This window comes from Mesorhizobium sp. B2-1-1, assembly GCF_006442975.2.
Taxonomy (GTDB): domain Bacteria; phylum Pseudomonadota; class Alphaproteobacteria; order Rhizobiales; family Rhizobiaceae; genus Mesorhizobium.
In genome coordinates, this window is the sequence record NZ_CP083954.1 from 4,553,285 (window position 1) to 4,571,191 (window position 17,907).

Consider the following 17,907-nt stretch of genomic DNA (forward strand, 5'->3'; position numbering starts at 1 on the left):
CTCCTTGACATGCCTAAGTCCCCTCCCCTGACACAAGCCGACCGTGCTTAGGTTTCATGCCGTGGCTTGTCAATCTGGTGCCCGACGAAGGGGGCCGAGCGAGTGTCCCCGGCCCCCGCCAACCGCCCTTGCCTTGCCGGGCCCGAGGTCCTGGCCGGGACAAGCAGATTGTCTTCATCGTGATGGCCTATCTCGCCCATCTCGCGCCTTTGGTTCAGCCGCTCGGCAAAACCCCTGTGAAAGACGATCGCATTCAAATAGGCAAACGTCATCGCGAGTGCTGCGGTTCGCAAGGGATAGTCGACAAGAGAGTGAACGAGCAAAAACGACACCGACAGAAATGCAGCCTTCTGTAACGGCTCCCGGCGAATCCGGACCGACGAGGCGAAAAGCAATATGGCATACACAATCATTAACAAAACGACCGGTATGCCGCCCTCAAGTGCCAATTCGAGGTAGTCATTGTGGGCATGATTTACATAAGTTCTGAAAATCATTCCGGCTTTTTCGTACATCTGATAGACCTTCGGAAAGCTGCCGAAGCCAACGCCAGTCACCCAGTTCTCTTTCATTCCTTCGATCGTGGTGCGAGCAAACTCTGCCCTGCCGAAAGCCGGATCGACCACTTTCGCATCGATCTTCGCCCATGCGCCGATCGTGTAGACGGAAAGCCCGATGAAAACCGCAAGAATGCCATATCCGCCCGCCCTTGAGCGAGCCGACAGGAAGACAACTGATATCGCGGTGATCACCAGTCCGATCAGAATGCCGGCGCGCGAGCCGGCTGCCAGAAGAAGCAGCAAGAGCATCGTCAGCCCAAGCGATCCGGACAGAAAATGTCCACGGAACAAGCCATAATAGACCACGAATGGGATGGAGACGAAGAGCAAGGCCGAAAAGTGATTTTGATTGGCAAACAGGCCCGCATTGATCGCAAACGGCAGCAATCCTTCTATGGCGACGGTATCGGAGAGCGAATACTGGATCGCCGCGGCCAGGCCATTGCAGATGACGCCCATGAAAAAGAAGGGAACAAGGCCGTAGACCTCCTCGGTGCGCAGGCGGGTGACGCCGAGGAAAAATGCCGCGGCGGCGGCGAAATACAACATGCACTCGATCGTGCGCCCGACGCCGACGCTGACGAAGCGCGATTGCGTTTCACCATCCAGCCAGGGTCTGACAAGCAGCACCTCGGGCCGCAACCCGTCCAGCAAGGCCCCGGGCAGCGGAACGATCTGGAAGCAGAACACGGCTAGGCCGAGAGCAATCAGCCACAAGATCGCCCGGGGAATTGTTTGTCCGCTGGGCCGCGACAGGATGGCCGCGGCCGAGAGAATCGCCGCGATCTCGATCAGCGTTTCGGTGTAGAGGCCGCTCGCGGTGCCGCCGCCAATCAGCAGGGACAGGAAAAGAACCGACCCAAGCAGGTATTTGTCCCACTGCCCGGGCTGCCGTGACCGTGCTCTCACGACGACACCCTCTCGATGCTCAATCTGTGCATGATCAGCGTGCCGACGTATCGAAACCGCCAGCTCTCGGCAATTGCGGCTGTTTCCAGCCTCAGCAACTGTATCGGACACGCAGCCGGTCCGACGGTGAAATCCAGGCTCAGACTTCGCCGGTTGAATGTGCCTTCCGGTATGTTGAAGCGCGCTATCTCACTTGACGGGTCCGCGCATCTGACGGACCAGAACAGCTGCTTTGGCAGTTTGAGATTTGTCGCGGACGCGGTCATGGACATCCGGTAAGAACCGGGGGGCAATTCGACATATTGCTGAAGCGCAGCGTTCTTGACCGGCGTGTTTAGAAATCGAACCGTCGCCCCGCTGTCGCTTTCACTTTCACCCGCGCCCTGCGATCCAGCAAAGGTGATCTCCAGCCCAGATCGGTCGTGTATCACCCAGTCGAACGGCTTGCCGCTGAAGAGCGGCTCGAAGCCGCCATTGAAGATGTAGCCGCCCAGCTTCCGCTCCCGATCGGACAGGCTGAAAAGAAACAGCCGATAGGCCGGGCCATAGTCCTTCTGCTTGATGTAACCGGTGATAACGGCGGACAATTCGCTGGATTTCGGCGGCGCATCCGTGCGTCCGAGATCGAGCAGCAGCTGGTTTGCAGGTCCCAGGCTTTGCGGGTTCTGGCCAAGGGCGAGAAAAAGCTTACCACGCCACGGCGCCTCTGCCTCCAGGGCTGCCAGCACGGCCTGATAGCCGTCGGAATTGGAAAGGATGGCAGGCCAGCCTGGGGCGATGGCCGAAAACTGGTCTGGCCACCGGCGCAGCAAGGTGTCGATCTCGCCCACGGCCCTCGCCAGATCGCCTGCCGCGATCGAGCGATCGATGGACCTCTGCAGCGCATGGATTTCAGTCTTGGACAGTTTTCGCGCCTGGTCGAAAAGTTCGAAAGCCTGGGCCTGTTCGCCTTGCCGATATCTGATCTCACCGATCAGGCTGTAGAGACGGGCGTCCGCGACATTGAAGCGAAGCGCATTCTTGGCCTTGGCGGCCAAGGCGCCGAGATCGACGCTCGTTTCGTTCAGCTCGCCGGCAATTTCGTCTATCAAGGCATCTGCGTTCAGCGGATCCAGTGCCAGAGACACGCTCGGCGTTCCCTCCTCAAGGAGCCGACTTAGCCCGATCGACGAAGCCATCAACACCAGAACGGAGGCGACGAACCAAACGCTTGAACGCAGGAGATTTTGCATGAGAGGGCTGGCCTGCTCCGTCATCGACTTTGCCCTCAATCTTCGGCGTGCCCGCGCCATGTTCGTAATATTGGTAGTTCATGTATTTATAGGCGTAGTTGTAGTCGAACTTGTTCACCGCGAATTTCGACATTGCCGCCCCGATCACGTTCGCTCCGGCTGCGCGCAGGCGTTTCAGCGCCGTCTTGGCCGCCTTGCGCGTCACCTGGTTCGTGGAAATGACCACCAGTGTGCCCTCGGCAAGCCGGCTGAGAATGGGCGCATCGGACAGGCCGACGATCGGCGGAGCGTCGATGATGACGAGATCGAAACGCTTGCCGAGATTGGTGACGATCAGCGCCATCTTCGGCGATGAAAGCAGATCCGCAGGGTTGGGCGGGATCGTTCCGGACGTCAGCACGGTCACGTTGGGATATTTGGTCGTCCTGAATATGCCCGCCACATCTTCCTTGCGCACCGTATTCGTCAGGAGATTGCTCAACCCGATCGCGTTGTCGAGACCGAACAGCCGATGAAGATTCGGTTTGCGCAGATCGCCGTCGATAAGTAAGACCTTCGCACCGAGGGCGGCGAAATCCTGACCGAGCTTGAACGAGGTCGTCGACTTGCCTTCGGAAGGCTCGGAGCTGGTCACCAGCAGCGAACGCGGCGCGCCCTCCGCGCCGGAGAATTGCAGCGACGTTCGCAGCGAACGATAAGCTTCCGATAGCCCGGACTTCTGGTCGGCGATGCTGGCCGTCAGTTCGCGGTCACCGACGAGCGGCAGGATGCCGAGCATGGCCAGCCCCAGCTCCCTTTCGACCTGCTCGGGGTTGGTGAAGGTGTTGTTCAGCAGCTCGATGATGTAGATGATCGATGCAGTGAGAGCCATGAACAGCGCTAGCGCGATCGCCAGATTGATGATCAGGCGCGGAGAATAGGGACTTACGGGCAGGGTCGCGAAATCGACGATGGCTGCGCTTTGCGTTTTGAGCTCGGAGCTGACGCCTACTTCATTCAGCTTGGTGATGAGGCTGTCATATTGCGACCGGTTGGAATCGACCTCGCGCTTGAGGATGGTGTATTTTATGTTCTTGTCATTGAAGACGACCTGCTGCTTTTCCATCTCGGCGAGCTTGGATTTGAGGTCGGCTTCCTTGTTCTGTGCTTCCTGGTACTTCAGGCGCAGCGAATCGGTTATCGCCAGGACGCCGTTATTATAGAGCCGCGTCAGCTCCTTGATCTGCGACTGGAGTTGCTGCATCTCCGGAAAGCCAGGCTTCAGAATGCTCAGTTTCTGTTGATATTGGCTCTTGAGGTCCGCGAGTTTTTCGCTGAGTTTTTGTAAGCCATCACTCTCCAGAACCGGCGACAGGCTGGAGCCTCGCCCCTTGTCTATCTGGTCCACGACGCGACCGGCATCAAGACGATCCTGGATAGCGGTCGCGAGCGCTGTGTTCAGCGCCTCGATGTTCAATCCGATCAGCGATTTGTCGTCGCCGGTGACGGTGATGCCGGCATCCTTCGCATAGGCGACCAGCTCCTCCTCGGACTTCTGCAGCTTCTGCTTGACCTGCAGGACCTGTTCCTGGATGAACTGTCTCGCCAGATCGGACGTCTCGCTGGTCTGGTCGAGACGTTGATCGATAAAACTCTGCGCGACCTGGTTGGCGACGTCGCTTGCGTATCTGGGCTTCTGGTCGATGAAAGTGATCGACAGCAAGCTGGTGTTGGTCACAAGGTTGACCGTCAGATCCTTCAGAACGCGCTTGATCGCCATTGCCTCTCGCTCTTCGGGGGTCTTTTCCTGGATCGAAGGCGATTTGGAAATTCCGAATGCACGGTAGAGGATGTTGCTGAGCGAGAAGCTCGGGGTTGGGAACAGGAAATCCGGTTTTTCGGAGAGCCCCAGCTGAAACACGACGCGCTGGGCCAGCGCACGGCTCTTCAGTTTCTCGCGAGCGGTCAGAAACGCGCGTAAGTCGCTGTTTTCGGAAACCACTTCGATGTCCTGAAAAACCTTTGCCGAAGGGACCAGGACTTCCAGCTGTGTCGTTGCCTGATACTTCGGCGTCTGCATCATTGTCACTATGATACCGGCAACTAGGCCAGCCACCGCCATCATGACAATCAGCCAGCGATATTGCACGACATAGAAAAGCAGCTTGAGCGGATTGAATCTCTCGTCGTGAGCGGCATAGTCTCGACCGTAAGGACTATAATTCTGCGCCCCGTCATAATAGAGGTCCGCGGACAAAGCCTGGCCATGTCGAGGACCGGCGATTTGGGGCTGCCTGTTGCGATCGAGCATGCGCGAGGTGATCCTGGTTGTCCGTACCCTGGCCGGCCAGGCCTCCCTTACGGAATGACCGCAATTCGGGCCGCGCTCGACGCGAGGCCCAGGGCATCCTTCAAATTGTTCATTGCGATTTTCGACTTCGAAGCGAAAACCACGACCACGTCGCCGCCATAGATGCGCGGGTTGCGATTCTTGCCGGCGCGGATTTCCTCGACATTGTAGTTTGCGACCAGCTTGTTTTGACCGACATTGCGGTAGACGAAGACCTTGCCGGCATCGCCGATGGCGTTGAAGCCTCCGGCAAGGGCGATCGCATCCAGCAAGGAGGCGCTGCTGGACACCGGATAGATGCCGGCCCTGTTGACCTCACCGTCGACCGTGATGCGCTGGCCTATCGATTCCTTGACGAAAATCGTCACATCCGGCGATTGCAGATATTTTGCGCCATAGGCTGTCTCGATATCCTTTTCGAGCTGGCGGACCGTCTTGCCGGCCGCTGTCATCGTCCCGATAAGCGGAAGGGAAATCTGGCCGCCGGCGTCCACCTGAACCGTCCTGTTCAGGTTGTCGACCTGGAATACGCTGACTTCGAGTACATCGTTGGCAGACAGCGGCTGCTCGCTGCCGTTTTGTGTATTCTGCGGTGCCGGCAGATCCTTCACCATCCGTAGCGCGCCGCCCCCGGCAAGCGCCGTTGAGGACGATGTCGGCTGCAGCGCATCGACAGAGCTCGTGGACGATGATGAACTGCTCGCGCAAGCAGAGAGGGCGAGCAATACAAGCAGTGCCGGCATTCCCACGCCACTTCCCCCGAGATCGAGAATGCCCATTACAGAGCCCCACTCTTGAACAGCTTGGGCAGTCCATCGAAATGGCCCGCACAGCTGGCTCCCGGCTTCTTCGCTCGTTTTTCCAATGGCGTGAGCAACTGGTTCTGCACTATCGCGCCCGAGCTTGCGCAAACCGGCGAGACCAGACCTTGGCTAGCGGCTGACTGCGTCGTCGTCATCCTGTAATCCAATAGCCAGTGCGGCACCGCCACCAACCGCGCCGGCGCCCAACAGCACCGGCAAAATGCCAGGTCCGGAATTGGCAGGTCCGGTAGCAGCTTCCTGCGCATCAAGCGAGACGCACATACCGCCTTGCACCGGATCGATGCTGACGGTCGCGTTGGCCGGAACATCAAGCGCGCAATTGGCGCCGACAGCCAAGGAAGCCGATGCTTGCGGCCCGGTCATGATGCGTGCGCCTGGATAAATCGGCGCTCCCGCGCCCACCCCGGCGTAACCGCCGGCCTGCGACATCTGCACATCACCCTGGACTTGGGTGAACTGGCCGACAATGCCAGACACGGGCGCAGCGGCCAGGCACGAACATGTCTGTGCCGACTGGGCAACAGCATCGGACGCTGTAAACCAGGCACCTCCCCCGGCGAGCGTGATAAAAGCGAAGACAACCCCAACCCGATGACGCCCGGTCATTTCTACCCCCTTCGAACCAACGACCCGCCCCCGGAACGAATCGCTTACGCACCCCTTCGGTCAACAACACTCAAAGAACTCACCAGCATTCAGGTGATCCGCCCCTCAGCGACTGACCGCTTTGTCGTCATCCTGCGTCGCCGCCAACACACCGCTGGTGACAAGCGCACCGGCGAAAATCCCTTCGGGCAGGCCAAACCCACTTGTGCCACCGGACGGCTGGATGGCCGCCGTCCGTTCTGAACCCACGAGTTTCAGACAGATGTTGCCGCCCACGCGTGAAACATCCAGACTGGAATTCGCCGGTACATTCATGTTGCAGCCGCCAACAAGTACGGATGCCGAACCCTTGGTACCGACTACCACCCGACTGCCAAGGCCGAGAGTGCTCCCCGCCTTTGCAGGACCATAGCCGACCGACTGCGAGACCATCACGTCGCCATCGGCGGAACGAATGGATCCAATCGCACTCGCCGGGCCGCGATAGGCGGCAGCGCAGCTGCAGGATACGTCTTGGGCGAAAGATGAAACCGAAGTGAAACCGCTCGCGGCAACCAACGCGCTCACTGCGGTTCTAATGATGACATTCATCCGTTTCGCCTTTCCTTCAAATCATCCCGGATATGCCAGATCAAAAGGTGGTGACATCAGCGCCTAACATTTTTTTGCCACAATTCCAACCCGTGTCGCACGATGCGGAGAAGTTTGACCTGAACAACGCGCCATTTTAGCAATTACGTATAAATAATCCCGAGCTGTCGGCGATGGATGTCTGGCCCTCCAAAGAGAAATTACGATTCCCTTTTCATCCTGATTACACCGAGCCCAACTTGATCAAAGCCGAGCCCCCTCGAAAGCCGAGTCCCGATCTGCAATGCAGCAAGACAAGCTTAGCGCCTGCTTGAATGCCTGATCTCCTCGGCTCGAACTTCAACCGCGTTCAACTACACGCCGGCCGGTTCATCGCCTGGCGAGGCATTGAGCTTCCCTATCTGCGTCATGTAGCACTCTATGACGATCCGTTCCGAAAACTGCCGCTCCACTTTGCTTCGGCTCTCCATGCCCATCCTGTTCCTGGATGCGGCGTCCATCGTTGCGAATTCGAGCATCTTGCTTGCCAGGTCGCCTGCGTCTTTCACCTTGCACAGCAGGCCGTTGACGCCGTGGTCCACCACCTCCCTGCAGCCGGGCACATCTGACGCGATCAGCGGCTTGCCCATCGCGGCTGCTTCCAGTAGCGAGCGCGGCGTTCCTTCCCTGTAGGAGGGCAAGACGACGCAATCGGCCGCGTCCAGGAAGGGACGGACGTCGTCGGTGGTTCCGAGATACTCGACCAGGCCTTCGCCTGCCCATCGCTCGACCTGCGCACGGCTGACCGCTGTGCGGTTCTCGACATCGAGGAATCCAAGAAGCTGGAAGCGCGCGCCGGGCATGTTGCGGTGCATCTGACGAGCTGCCTCGACGAACTCGCCCACGCCCTTATCCCAGAGAAGCCTGGCCACCAGCAGAAAGACGATCGCGCCGGACGATTGGCTTTGGCGGGGCGCCGGAGAGAAGCGAATAAGGTCGACCCCGGAGCCCGGCAGCAGTGCGGTCAGTTCCTTGCGGACTAGGCGCTCGCTGACGAACAGCATCCTGTCGTCGTCATTCTGAAAGAAGACTATTTTCGAACGGACCAGCGCCAGCCGGTACAGGACCTTGGCAATTTTCTGGAGAAGGCCGCCACGGAGGAAAACCGTGCCGAGCCCTGAAACATTGTTTATGACCGGGATGCCATTGAGGTTTGCCGCCAGCGATCCGAACACGTTGGGCTTGATGGTGAAGCCGACAAACGCCAGCGGCCTCTCGCGGCGCAGCAGGCGCCAGTAGCGCCACAGAAGCACCATGTCGCGAAACGGCGAGGTGCCGGAATTATCCATCTCGATTTCGACATACCGGCAGCCCATCGGCGGGATCAGGCGCGAATACTCGTCCCTGGGCGCCGCAACCACCACTTCATAGCCCCGCCCTTGCAGCGCCTCGATGAGGCCTTTGCGGAAATTGACGACATTCCAGGACGTGTTGATGGAGATGATTATCTTTCTTCCGATCCCAAGCATCGTCCCCGCCTCCCCCAATGCCGTTTCGCTCACCGTCTTGTATGCAGTCGTGCCCTGCCCGGCCCAAAGGTCTCGAACAGCCGCAAGATCTCGTCGTCACTGGCGAGCGATGAGATGCGGGCGAAGCAGGCGTCCCTTGCAGGCCCCAGATCCTGTGGCCGAGCGATCAGCCTCGCGACCGCGCGTGCGATGTCTTGCGGATCGTCGGGGTTGAAATCGAAAGCTGCCCCCTCGGGCATGTAGTACCTCGTGCCGCTGTCTCGCGACATCAGCACGGCACATCCCGCCCAGGCCGCCTCGATGGGAGACACCGCCGCGGGTTCAGCCCGCGAGGGCAGTATCAAGAGATCATGACCGGAAAAGACCGAGATCATGTCGTCATGCGCAATGTTGTTTTGAAACCGAAGCCTGTCCGCCACGCCAAGCGCCTGAGCCTCGCGCCGCAAGGCCTGACAGAAAGCCGTGTCGGCGTTCGTTGCCTCCTCGCCGCAGAATGTCAGGGAGAAGGGCATGGATGAAATCGCGGACAACGCCCTCAGAAGCAAACTGTGCCCCTTGCGCTCCCGGTATTTTGCCACCATCAGGATTCGAGGCGGCCACTGCAATGGCCTGCTTTCCAGGCCTTCAGTCCGGGCCGGCTCGAAAGGGCTCCCGAATGGCAGGGACATGGCATCGCCGAGCTTGGCCGGGCCAAGATTTGGCGAAAGCCGTGAGGTGAAATGCGGGATGCCTAGGCCATGAAAGACGGCTCTTCGAACCCATGTGCCACTCCATGCGCTGGGCTTGGCGTCCTCCTGGTCGTAGATGACCAGCCTGCGCCCTTGCAGAATTGAACAGAGTGCCGCGACCCTGCAAAACCATCGCGTCACTCCGCGGATGATCACCACGTCGGGGTCTTCGGCCTGCAAACGCTTCCAGTAGGAAAAGACGCCGGGAAAGGAAAAAGGCGAATTCGGAATGTTGCTCGAGCGCCGACGCATGATCATCCGGGACAGCGCGGATGGAGCCATCACGTTGGGAGAAACAAGAGCGTGATTCTCCGTGACGCTCGTTTCGACTACGTCGACCGCAACATGGTGCCCCGCCGAAGTGAGAATGCGAACCCAAGGTACCGCATTGGTGTGGTATCTTGGCAGGCAAAACAAGTATCTCAAAACATCAGCCTTCAGATATCTTCCGCCAGGCGGATCCGCCTTTTCAACAATAAGTGCGAAACCACCATCATCGCCGCATAGACCGCCGCCGATACGAGCAAGCCGGCCCAGGCGATGCCTGAAATTCCGATCCATCCGGACAAAGCCAGGCAAAGCGGAACATAGATGGCGATCGCCAGCGCCGTGATTTTCAAAAGCGGCTTCGTCCCGGCCAGGACCTGAATCAGCGGATTGAGATGCATTCCAGCGAGGCCGAAGCATTCGGCCGCGAACAAAATGGCAAAGAGCAGCGAAGCTTCGGCGTAGGCCGAACCGCCAGCCAGAAGGACGATGGGGTTTTGCAGCAGCACCCCCACGACTGCCATGCCGGTGGCAGCGCATGCCGAAACCACGGTGATGCGGGCGTTCAAGCGGTATAGACGAGAAGGAGGCTCTTGCCTGGATAGTTTCGCGATCTCGGGAAAGATCACCTGGTTCAAGGGACCGGTCAGCCGGGAAACCATCGTCGCTAGGCGCGATGCGAGCGAATAGGAGCCCGCGGCGACCTCTCCCAGCAGGCCCGCGACAAGGAACAATGCGAGATGCCGCCTGGCGCTCACAAGCGTCGAGAGCAGACTGGTCCCCGTGGCCATGGCAAGAAACGCCCAGAAGAAACGGCGTTTGGACCGGGAGCGAAGCGGGTTGAGCAGTTCGATGTGCTCCTCCCTGGCATAGAGCAGCATGCGAACGAACAGCGTCAGGTTGTAGAATGCGCCGACCGCTGCCAGCACGATTACATAATCCGGCAATGAGGCATCGAGGATCCAAAGGACGAGAGAGGCAACCACCACGGCAACCCCTTGCATGAGTTGATTGCCGGCAATGACGTCGTACCGGCCGTTCAGCCGAAGCACACCTTTCGGCGTACCCGAAAGACTCGCCAACAAGGTGAGGCTGTAGATAATCGCCAGAAGGCGATTATCCCGCGACACGCCAACAGCTTCTCCAAACAGCAAGATCCCGCCTATTGCCAGGACCGTGGCGAGAAGGGCGGCTGAAACATCGAGGGCAATTCCGCAAGATGCCGCCGGTCCCAGACGCAAAGGCGACCTCGCGCACAGCCTGATCACTAGCTGCCAGCTCTCGAACGTGCATAGGCCGGAAACGAACGCCACATAGGCCTGAATTACGGCGAGTGTGCCAAAATTCCCCGGACCCAGCGACCGTGCGTTGAGCGCCAGTGCAAGGATGGAGCACAACGCGGCCACTCCGCTTGCGGACGTCGTAAACGTAACGTCGCGGACAACCCGCCGCGCGCGCATCCATCCGGAAGGCTTGGCGACCGCCGTCACGTCCTCAGCCATTGTCTCGGCGCAAGGCCCGCGCCCCCTGCGGCATCACCTCGGCGGGGGCCGGTGGAAAACACTTCCGGTGCACATAAACCAAGCCAAAAATGAAAAGCGCAACGAGAACGGCTCGCTTGGCGGAGATGAAGGCGCCAAGCAGCTCCTTGCGCTGGATGTAGAATGTGAGATGGACGATGGCCACGATCAGCCCGGCCTTGAGCGTCGCGCTGCGCACATTGCGGATTATCGCCTCGACGGCAACACACACGAGCGACAGAATGACAACGAGCAGCGGAAATCCGGCATACCCGAAATTGGCAAAGAACTCCGCCCAGATGTTTGCAGCGACGCCACCACTGTAACCCGGAAATAGGAACGGCTGAACCTGCTCGTTGTAGGTGCATCCGTCCTTGCCAAAGACCGTATCCGAGAACGGAAACAGAGAAAAAGGCACCAGCCAAAGATTCGAGCACGGCAAGGTGTAGTCATATTTCACGACCAGATCCAGGTGAGCCAATGTCACGAACTGCTCCAGCCCCACGAGAGCGGAATCGGACAATTGGTCGAATTGTATTTTCTGACCTACAAGTTCAAAATTTCCTGCTTTTATTGCTGCATATACTGCCTTGTACACTGCAAGAAAAAAGAATGCGCCAATTCCTCCAATTATGTATCTTTTCCTGATCAAAAGCAGGGAAATGTTCCTGTACCTTATGTACAAACAAGCTAAAATCGCGATGGCAACCGAAGAGCGATGCCCGATATAGAGCGTAAGCATCAGTCCCAGGCAGCTCAAGATGATGACCAGCCTGGATTTCTTCCACCCCGACAGGGCTCCGAACACCATGCCGATGATGCAGCTGTTGTAAAATACATACTGGATCCGCCCGGTAGATGACAAAACATCGGCCTTTGAGGCCGAAAAAAGTGCCGGATTTGCTATCGAAATCCCACCGAACACCACCAGCATCACAATTATTACGATCGACTCTCCCCGAACGTCGCCTTCGACTTCGAAATCTTGACGCCTTGGCATGAAGACCAGCATCGCGGCAGCAATGCAAGAAAGAGAAAGCGCAATGGCATATCCAGTGCCCGCGTGATATATGAAATCATACTTCCTTCTGCCGACATCAACATACTGAAATCCCCCGGTGACGAATGGCACAAAGTAGACCAAGCTCGACAAAAGCAACAACATTTGCGGCGTGAGCGCAAATGGCGAAACAAAATAATCTCGTTTGAGGTGCTTCACTTTCGTTCCATCGCCATCTGAATATTCGAATTGTTCTCACCCCTTAGCGGCCCAGGGACGATTTCTCCCACAGCAAGCCATACGAGTGCGCCATCCGCTCAAGCGAGAAATCCGCAGCGATGCGGTCGCGACATGCTTGCCGCCTGCTCGCCCAAGACCGGGTATCCTGGATTTCCGAAGCCATGATCTCGATGGAACGCGATAACGCGTCAGGGTTCCGCGGCGGAACGATCAATCCCGTGTTGCCGACAAGCATCGCGATGTCCCCGACGTCCGTTCCCACGCATGGCGTGCCGCATGCCATCGCCTCGGCAACCACGTTCGGAAAGGCTTCGCTGCTGGAGGCCAGCACATGAATGTCGAATGCATTCATCAAACCGGCAATGTCGTCGCTCGGCCCGAGAAGCTTCACCTTGTGGCGAACATCATAGCGCTCCAACAGCACGGCAAGCGCAGTGTTTTCAGCCGTCATACCCGGGCCGGCAAGAACACATTTGAAGGGAAGGCTCTTGTGCATCGACAGCCTGGACAGGGCAGCGAAGAGATTCTGGTGGTCCTTGTCGGGATGCCAGCGAGCGACGTTTCCGATAACGAACTGGCCATCACCTATCGACCAATCCCGACGGAGCCGCGCGCGCGCCCGGTCGTCCGGCTCGAACACGGCCAGATCGTAGCCATTCGGTATGATCGTCCAGTTCGAGCTCGAATATCCTGCATGGATGTGGCACCGCGATGCATTTTGCGAGCAACTGACAATCCGAGCCGGGATGATACCGGATATGAGAGCGCATATCCTGTCCACTGTCCTGGTCGTAAAGGAGGCCGCCCGCGGATCCAGTCCGCAATTGTGCATCCCCCAAAGAACCGGGCTGATGCCGCCAAGCCGCGCCAGGACGCCTCCGACGAGGTTGGCGTGATACATCCAGCACTGAACCACGTCCGGCCGATAGGTCGAGAACACGCGCCTGAGCGAGGCGAGCCCCTTGAGACTCAACCTTCCCTTTGGCATCGCCAGGCAGGCGAGCGGTATTTTGGCCGCGCGAAGCAACGGGCCATATTTTCCGTCACCCGAAAGCGAGACGACAAAATGGGAATGGCTGCGCTCGGCCGTGCACAGGCGGTATAGCGCTGCCTCGGCGCCGCCGTTCTCAAGTCCGGTGATGACGTGCAGGATCTTAATACGACCGCTCCTTCCCCACGGCGTTCGTGGGATCGACACCCATCGCGAGCAGGTAGGCGTCGGCCACCTTTTCGACACTGAAATCCCGCGCCCGATGCCTGACGTCCGGAGGATCAGCTTCATCAAGGGCGGCCATCACTTCTGCCGCAAAACCCTGGGCATCTCCGACCGCGGCGAGACGCCCCCACTTGCCGTCCTCCAGAATCTCGGCCGGACCGCTTTCGCAGTTGGTGCTCACCACGTTGGTCCCGCAAGCCATTGCTTCGATGATCGTGTTTGGAAATCCCTCCCTGCGGGAGGATTGAAGAAACAACGCTGCCCGCCGCATCCACGGATACGGATTCTTCGAAAAGCCGACCAGAGCGACCGAAGAATTCAGCTCGAGTTCGTCGATCAGGGTTTGAAGCGATCCCCGCAGCGGTCCTTCCCCGACAATGGCCAATTTGACGGCCCTCTTCGTCGCAATCCGCGCGAAGCTGCTTATGAGCGTGGCATGGTCTTTTGCGAAATCAAGCCGCCCAACGGCCACCAGCAAGATCCTGCCATCCTCGACCGCGAAGGGGTGATCGAGCGGTTCATCCGCCTGCTCTTCAACATGTTTGATGTCCAGCGGATTGTAGATCGTTTTGACGGAACTCCGGTGGACCCCGATGCTCTGGATCAGGTCTTCCGCGACGCCATGCGATACAGTGATGATCGTGTCGGCACGACCATAGGTCAGCCGCATGAGGAATGGCAGGAACTTCTCACGAACCAGCTTCGTATCAGCGACGGTCCTGGAAAGATTGCTCCTTTCCGATATCACGATCGGTGTCCGGCGGAGCGAGAGCATGGACGAGACGATGCCAACGATATTTGCATGGGGTAACGCCGTCAGCATCACTCGCGGCTGCTCCCGCCTCAAATACCGGATCAAAGCCAATACGGAAAACAGCAACCGCGAGGCTCGGAGGTCCTGTATCCTTATCGTCTTCGGAACCAAAGCGAGATACTCGCCCGTCGCACACCCAAGCACCAGATCGATCGGCAAGCCGCGCCGGCCAAATTCGCTGGCCAGGGTGAGCATTGCCCGCTCGGTGCCGCCAGCACGAAGAGAGGGAATGAAGATAGCAATCCGAGCGTCTGGGCTGCCTGGTGATCTCTTGTCTTGGCGCGTGCACGTCACTCGGTTCGCCACCTTTCCTGGCCGGTCACGGCGAAAGCTTTTTTGCTTGCGCCTGACCGTGCGCGATGAGCGATGCTCCACCCGGATACCGGGGAGACAGCCGTCGCACTCGGGTCCACGAAAGCGGAGAATATCTTCGGGTGATCAATGTCTTCGCCGAAAGACATAGGCGTAGGTTTCAGCCGCATCCTTCCCGATGAGAAGAGCCGAGAGACCTAGCCAGAGGCGCCAGACAAGGAAGGCCGGCACGAAAGCGTAGAAGTATGAACTCCTCCAGAACAGATGACGCTGGACGAGTTCCAGGCCATTTTGCGCTGCGATCCTTTCCACCTCGCTCGGCAGGCATCTGTCATAGAAGGCTGGGAAGCCGTCGTGCCCCCTGCCCTTGTCCGGATAGACCGCAAACAGCAGGCGACGCTTGATCGCCTCGGGCAAGACCCGATTGAGCCTGGCGAAAACGGCGTTGCGTGAAGGCGAGAAAATGGCGACCGTGCCGCCCGGCCTTACGCAGCTGGCAATGCCGCGAAATGCGCCTTCGCCGTCGCGGACGTGCTCCAGAGTGGCCTGGCATATGACCAGATCGGCATCTCCCTTCCCCCTGAACGAAGTAAGGTCCGCCTCGATCCGCTCGTCATAGATCTCGCCCGGAGCCTTCGACAGTTCCTTGGCATCGCGGTCCACCCCGACGACAACCAGCCCCAGACGACGCTTCTCGGCTAGGCTTACAAGCGGCCTTGCTCCTCCGCCCAGATCATAGACCAGTGCGTTAGGTGTAAAGAGCACCGGTGCGATTTCCGCAGCAAAGGCGTGGTTGCCATCCACGCGCAGCCGTAGCGGCAAGGCTCGGTCCAGACATTCTGAGACCGCCACGTTCGTGCGAACAAAGCCCCGCAGCAACGACGCTATCCCGTCATCGATTTCGTGGACAAGACGTGACCTCCCCCCTACCTCCGCTCAAAATAGGCCTGGTACCATTCGACGAACCGCCCGACGCCCTCCGTCACGGACGTGCCGGGACGATAGCCGACCGCCGCCTGCAGCGCCGAAGTATCGGCAAAAGTGTCAGGCACGTCTCCGGCCTGCAGCGGCAAGAGCTCCACGATGGCCTTACGGCCAAGCGCGTTTTCAAGCGCCTCGACATAGGCGGTCAGCTTCACCGGGTTGTTGTTGCCGATGTTGAAAATGCGCCAAGGCGCGCTGCTCGTCGCAGGATCCGGATTATCGGAATCCCAGGCGGGGTTAGCCGCGGCGGGGCTGTCGCTGGCGCGGATCACGCCTTCGGCGATATCTTCGACATAGGTGAAGTCGCGTGTATGATTGCCGTTGTTGAACAGCTTGATCGGCTCGCCGGCCAGGATGTTCCTGGTGAACAGGAACAGCGCCATGTCGGGACGTCCCCAAGGGCCGTACACTGTGAAGAAACGCAAGCCCGTGGTCGGCAGCCCGAACAGGTGGCTGTAGCTGTGCGCCATCAGCTCGTTGGCGCGCTTGGTTGCGGCGTAGAACTGCAGCGGATGATCCGCCGGGCGATGCTCGGAAAACGGCATGTCGGTATTGGCGCCATAGACGCTCGACGTGCTGGCATAGGTCAGGTGGCCGACACGGCTGTTGCGGCAGGCCTCCAGCATGTTGGCGTAGGCGATAATGTTGCTCTCGACATAGGCGTGCGGGTTTTCAAGGCTGTAGCGGACGCCGGCCTGGGCGGCGAGATGGATCACCCTGTCGAAGGCGTGATCGGCAAAGCAGCCGTCCACCACGTTTCGCTCTGCGAGATTACCGTGGATGAAATGGTAGCCCGCATTGGTGTTGCGGCTTGCTTCGGCCAGAAGCCGCAGCCGCGCCTGCTTGATCTGCGGATCATAGTAGTCGTTGATGCTGTCTATGCCGACGACCTCGTCGCCGCGTTCGAGCAGCCGCCTGGCGACGTGATAGCCTATGAAGCCGGCAGCGCCGGTGACCAGAACCTTCATCAGAACCGCCCGTCCGTAACATCCCTGGGGAACAGACCCTTGATGTCGTAGACGACGCTAGGGTCCTTGCAAAGCGCCCGAAGACCGGCAACGCCCAGGGTGTGAAACTGCCCGTGCCCCACGGCGACGACAACGCCATCGTAACGCGCGGCGGGCATCTCTTTAACGCTCGTTACGCCAAAGGCGCGCGCGCATTCCTGCGCATCGACCCAAGGATCCCAGATATCGATGCCGGCATTGTACTGCCTCAGCTGCGCGACAATGTCGGCGACCTTGGAGTTTCTCAGGTCCGGACAGTTTTCCTTGAAGGCCGCGCCCATGACCAGAATCCGGCTGCCAACGACAGGTATGCCCTTGCGCATCATAAGGCGGGCCGTCTGGTCCGCTGCATGCCGGCCCATGCCGTCGTTGATGCGGCGACCGGCAAGAATCACCTCGGGATGATAGCCGAGTTCTTGAGCCTTGTGGGTCAGATAATAGGGATCGACGCCTATGCAGTGGCCGCCGACGAGACCAGGGCTGAAGCGCAGGAAATTCCATTTGGTGCCGGCCGCTTCCAGCACCTCCGACGTGTCGATGCCCAGTTTGCCGAAGATCAGCGACAATTCGTTCATCAGAGCGATGTTGAGGTCGCGTTGCGTGTTCTCGATGACCTTGGCTGCCTCGGCGACCGCGATGCTCGAGGCGCGGTGCGTGCCGGCGGGAACGATCGAGGCATAGAGCGCGTCGATGGCGTCCGCCACCTCCGGCGTGGAGCCGCTGGTCACCTTGACGATCGTCTGAAGCCGGTGCTCGCGGTCGCCGGGGTTGATGCGCTCAGGGCTGTAGCCCAGGAAGAAGTCTTCGTTGTAGCGCAGCCCCGAATGTTTCTCGATCAGCGGCGCACACACCTCTTGCGTACAGCCGGGATAGACGGTCGATTCAAAGATTACCACCGCACCGGGGGAGATCACCTCGCCGACCGTGGCGGACGCCATGACAAGGGGCTTCAGGTCCGGCCGGTTGGCCCTGTCGATCGGAGTGGGGACAGTGACGATGAAAACTCCGCAATCCCGCAGATCGACCTTGTCGCTGGTGAACCGCAGCCGCGTGGCGGCGTCGATTTCATCTCTGCTGGCCTCGAGCGTGTGATCCTCGCCACGCCTCAGCGCATCCACACGCGATTGGCTGATGTCGAAGCCGACGACGTCCCTGATCGCTCCGAGGGCCACCGCCAGCGGCAAACCCACATAGCCAAGCCCGATGACAGCTATTTTCCTGGAGCCGAGGTCCATTTGCTTCCTATCCGGCAAACCTTAA

The 17,907-nt window shown here is 59.2% G+C and carries 15 protein-coding genes; all 15 read right to left on the reverse strand.

Annotated features, from left to right (window positions below; translation table 11 throughout):
* Positions 1-47: 47 nt before the first annotated feature.
* The 15 genes from FJ972_RS22415 to FJ972_RS22485 all read right to left on the reverse strand — a co-directional run bounded on the left by FJ972_RS22415 (position 48) and on the right by FJ972_RS22485 (position 17,882).
* The gene (locus FJ972_RS22415; protein WP_140520779.1) at positions 48-1,469 is read right to left on the reverse strand and encodes an O-antigen ligase family protein; all 1,422 of its coding nucleotides are present in this window, start codon (positions 1,467-1,469) and stop codon (positions 48-50) included.
* Complete coding sequence (locus FJ972_RS22420; RefSeq protein WP_181173448.1) at positions 1,466-2,725, reverse strand: hypothetical protein; 1,260 nt, start codon at positions 2,723-2,725, stop codon at positions 1,466-1,468. Before FJ972_RS22420 ends, FJ972_RS22415 begins: the two co-directional genes overlap by 4 nt.
* Complete coding sequence (locus FJ972_RS22425) at positions 2,613-4,991, reverse strand: GumC family protein (protein ID WP_140520780.1); 2,379 nt, start codon at positions 4,989-4,991, stop codon at positions 2,613-2,615. The genes FJ972_RS22420 and FJ972_RS22425 overlap by 113 nt, the downstream gene beginning before the upstream one ends.
* Before the next feature lie 47 nt (positions 4,992-5,038).
* Positions 5,039-5,941, reverse strand: a complete 903-nt coding sequence (locus FJ972_RS22430; RefSeq protein WP_226880373.1) for a polysaccharide biosynthesis/export family protein — start codon at positions 5,939-5,941, stop codon at positions 5,039-5,041.
* Positions 5,942-5,962: 21 nt separating this feature from the next.
* The gene (locus FJ972_RS22435; RefSeq protein WP_140520781.1) at positions 5,963-6,460 is read right to left on the reverse strand and encodes a hypothetical protein; all 498 of its coding nucleotides are present in this window, start codon (positions 6,458-6,460) and stop codon (positions 5,963-5,965) included.
* A gap of 105 nt (positions 6,461-6,565) precedes the next feature.
* The gene (locus FJ972_RS22440; protein ID WP_140494880.1) at positions 6,566-7,051 is read right to left on the reverse strand and encodes a hypothetical protein; all 486 of its coding nucleotides are present in this window, start codon (positions 7,049-7,051) and stop codon (positions 6,566-6,568) included.
* 353 nt (positions 7,052-7,404) lie between these two features.
* Entirely contained in the window at positions 7,405-8,559 is a 1,155-nt protein-coding gene (locus tag FJ972_RS22445; RefSeq protein ID WP_140520782.1) for a glycosyltransferase family 4 protein, read from the reverse strand.
* A gap of 29 nt (positions 8,560-8,588) precedes the next feature.
* Positions 8,589-9,569 (reverse strand): glycosyltransferase family 4 protein, encoded by a 981-nt coding sequence (locus FJ972_RS30275; RefSeq protein WP_319023030.1) that lies wholly within the window; start codon positions 9,567-9,569, stop codon positions 8,589-8,591.
* Between the two features lie 155 nt (positions 9,570-9,724).
* Positions 9,725-10,951 carry a lipopolysaccharide biosynthesis protein gene (locus FJ972_RS30200; RefSeq protein ID WP_246674139.1) on the reverse strand — a complete coding sequence of 409 codons (1,227 nt, stop codon included), beginning with the start codon at positions 10,949-10,951 and terminating at the stop codon, positions 9,725-9,727.
* A gap of 97 nt (positions 10,952-11,048) precedes the next feature.
* Positions 11,049-12,293 carry a hypothetical protein gene (locus tag FJ972_RS22460; protein WP_140520785.1) on the reverse strand — a complete coding sequence of 415 codons (1,245 nt, stop codon included), beginning with the start codon at positions 12,291-12,293 and terminating at the stop codon, positions 11,049-11,051.
* A gap of 43 nt (positions 12,294-12,336) precedes the next feature.
* Complete coding sequence (locus FJ972_RS22465; protein ID WP_226880607.1) at positions 12,337-13,587, reverse strand: glycosyltransferase; 1,251 nt, start codon at positions 13,585-13,587, stop codon at positions 12,337-12,339.
* Positions 13,469-14,539 carry a glycosyltransferase gene (locus FJ972_RS22470; protein WP_140520787.1) on the reverse strand — a complete coding sequence of 357 codons (1,071 nt, stop codon included), beginning with the start codon at positions 14,537-14,539 and terminating at the stop codon, positions 13,469-13,471. The genes FJ972_RS22465 and FJ972_RS22470 overlap by 119 nt, the downstream gene beginning before the upstream one ends.
* 243 nt (positions 14,540-14,782) lie before the next feature.
* Positions 14,783-15,478 carry a class I SAM-dependent methyltransferase gene (locus FJ972_RS22475; protein WP_181168414.1) on the reverse strand — a complete coding sequence of 232 codons (696 nt, stop codon included), beginning with the start codon at positions 15,476-15,478 and terminating at the stop codon, positions 14,783-14,785.
* A gap of 104 nt (positions 15,479-15,582) precedes the next feature.
* Positions 15,583-16,608, reverse strand: coding sequence for an NAD-dependent epimerase (locus FJ972_RS22480; protein ID WP_140520789.1), 1,026 nt, complete (start codon positions 16,606-16,608; stop codon positions 15,583-15,585).
* On the reverse strand, positions 16,608-17,882 hold the full coding sequence (locus FJ972_RS22485) for a nucleotide sugar dehydrogenase (protein WP_140520790.1): 1,275 nt from the start codon (positions 17,880-17,882) through the stop codon (positions 16,608-16,610). The genes FJ972_RS22480 and FJ972_RS22485 overlap by 1 nt, the downstream gene beginning before the upstream one ends.
* Positions 17,883-17,907 lie beyond the last annotated feature (25 nt).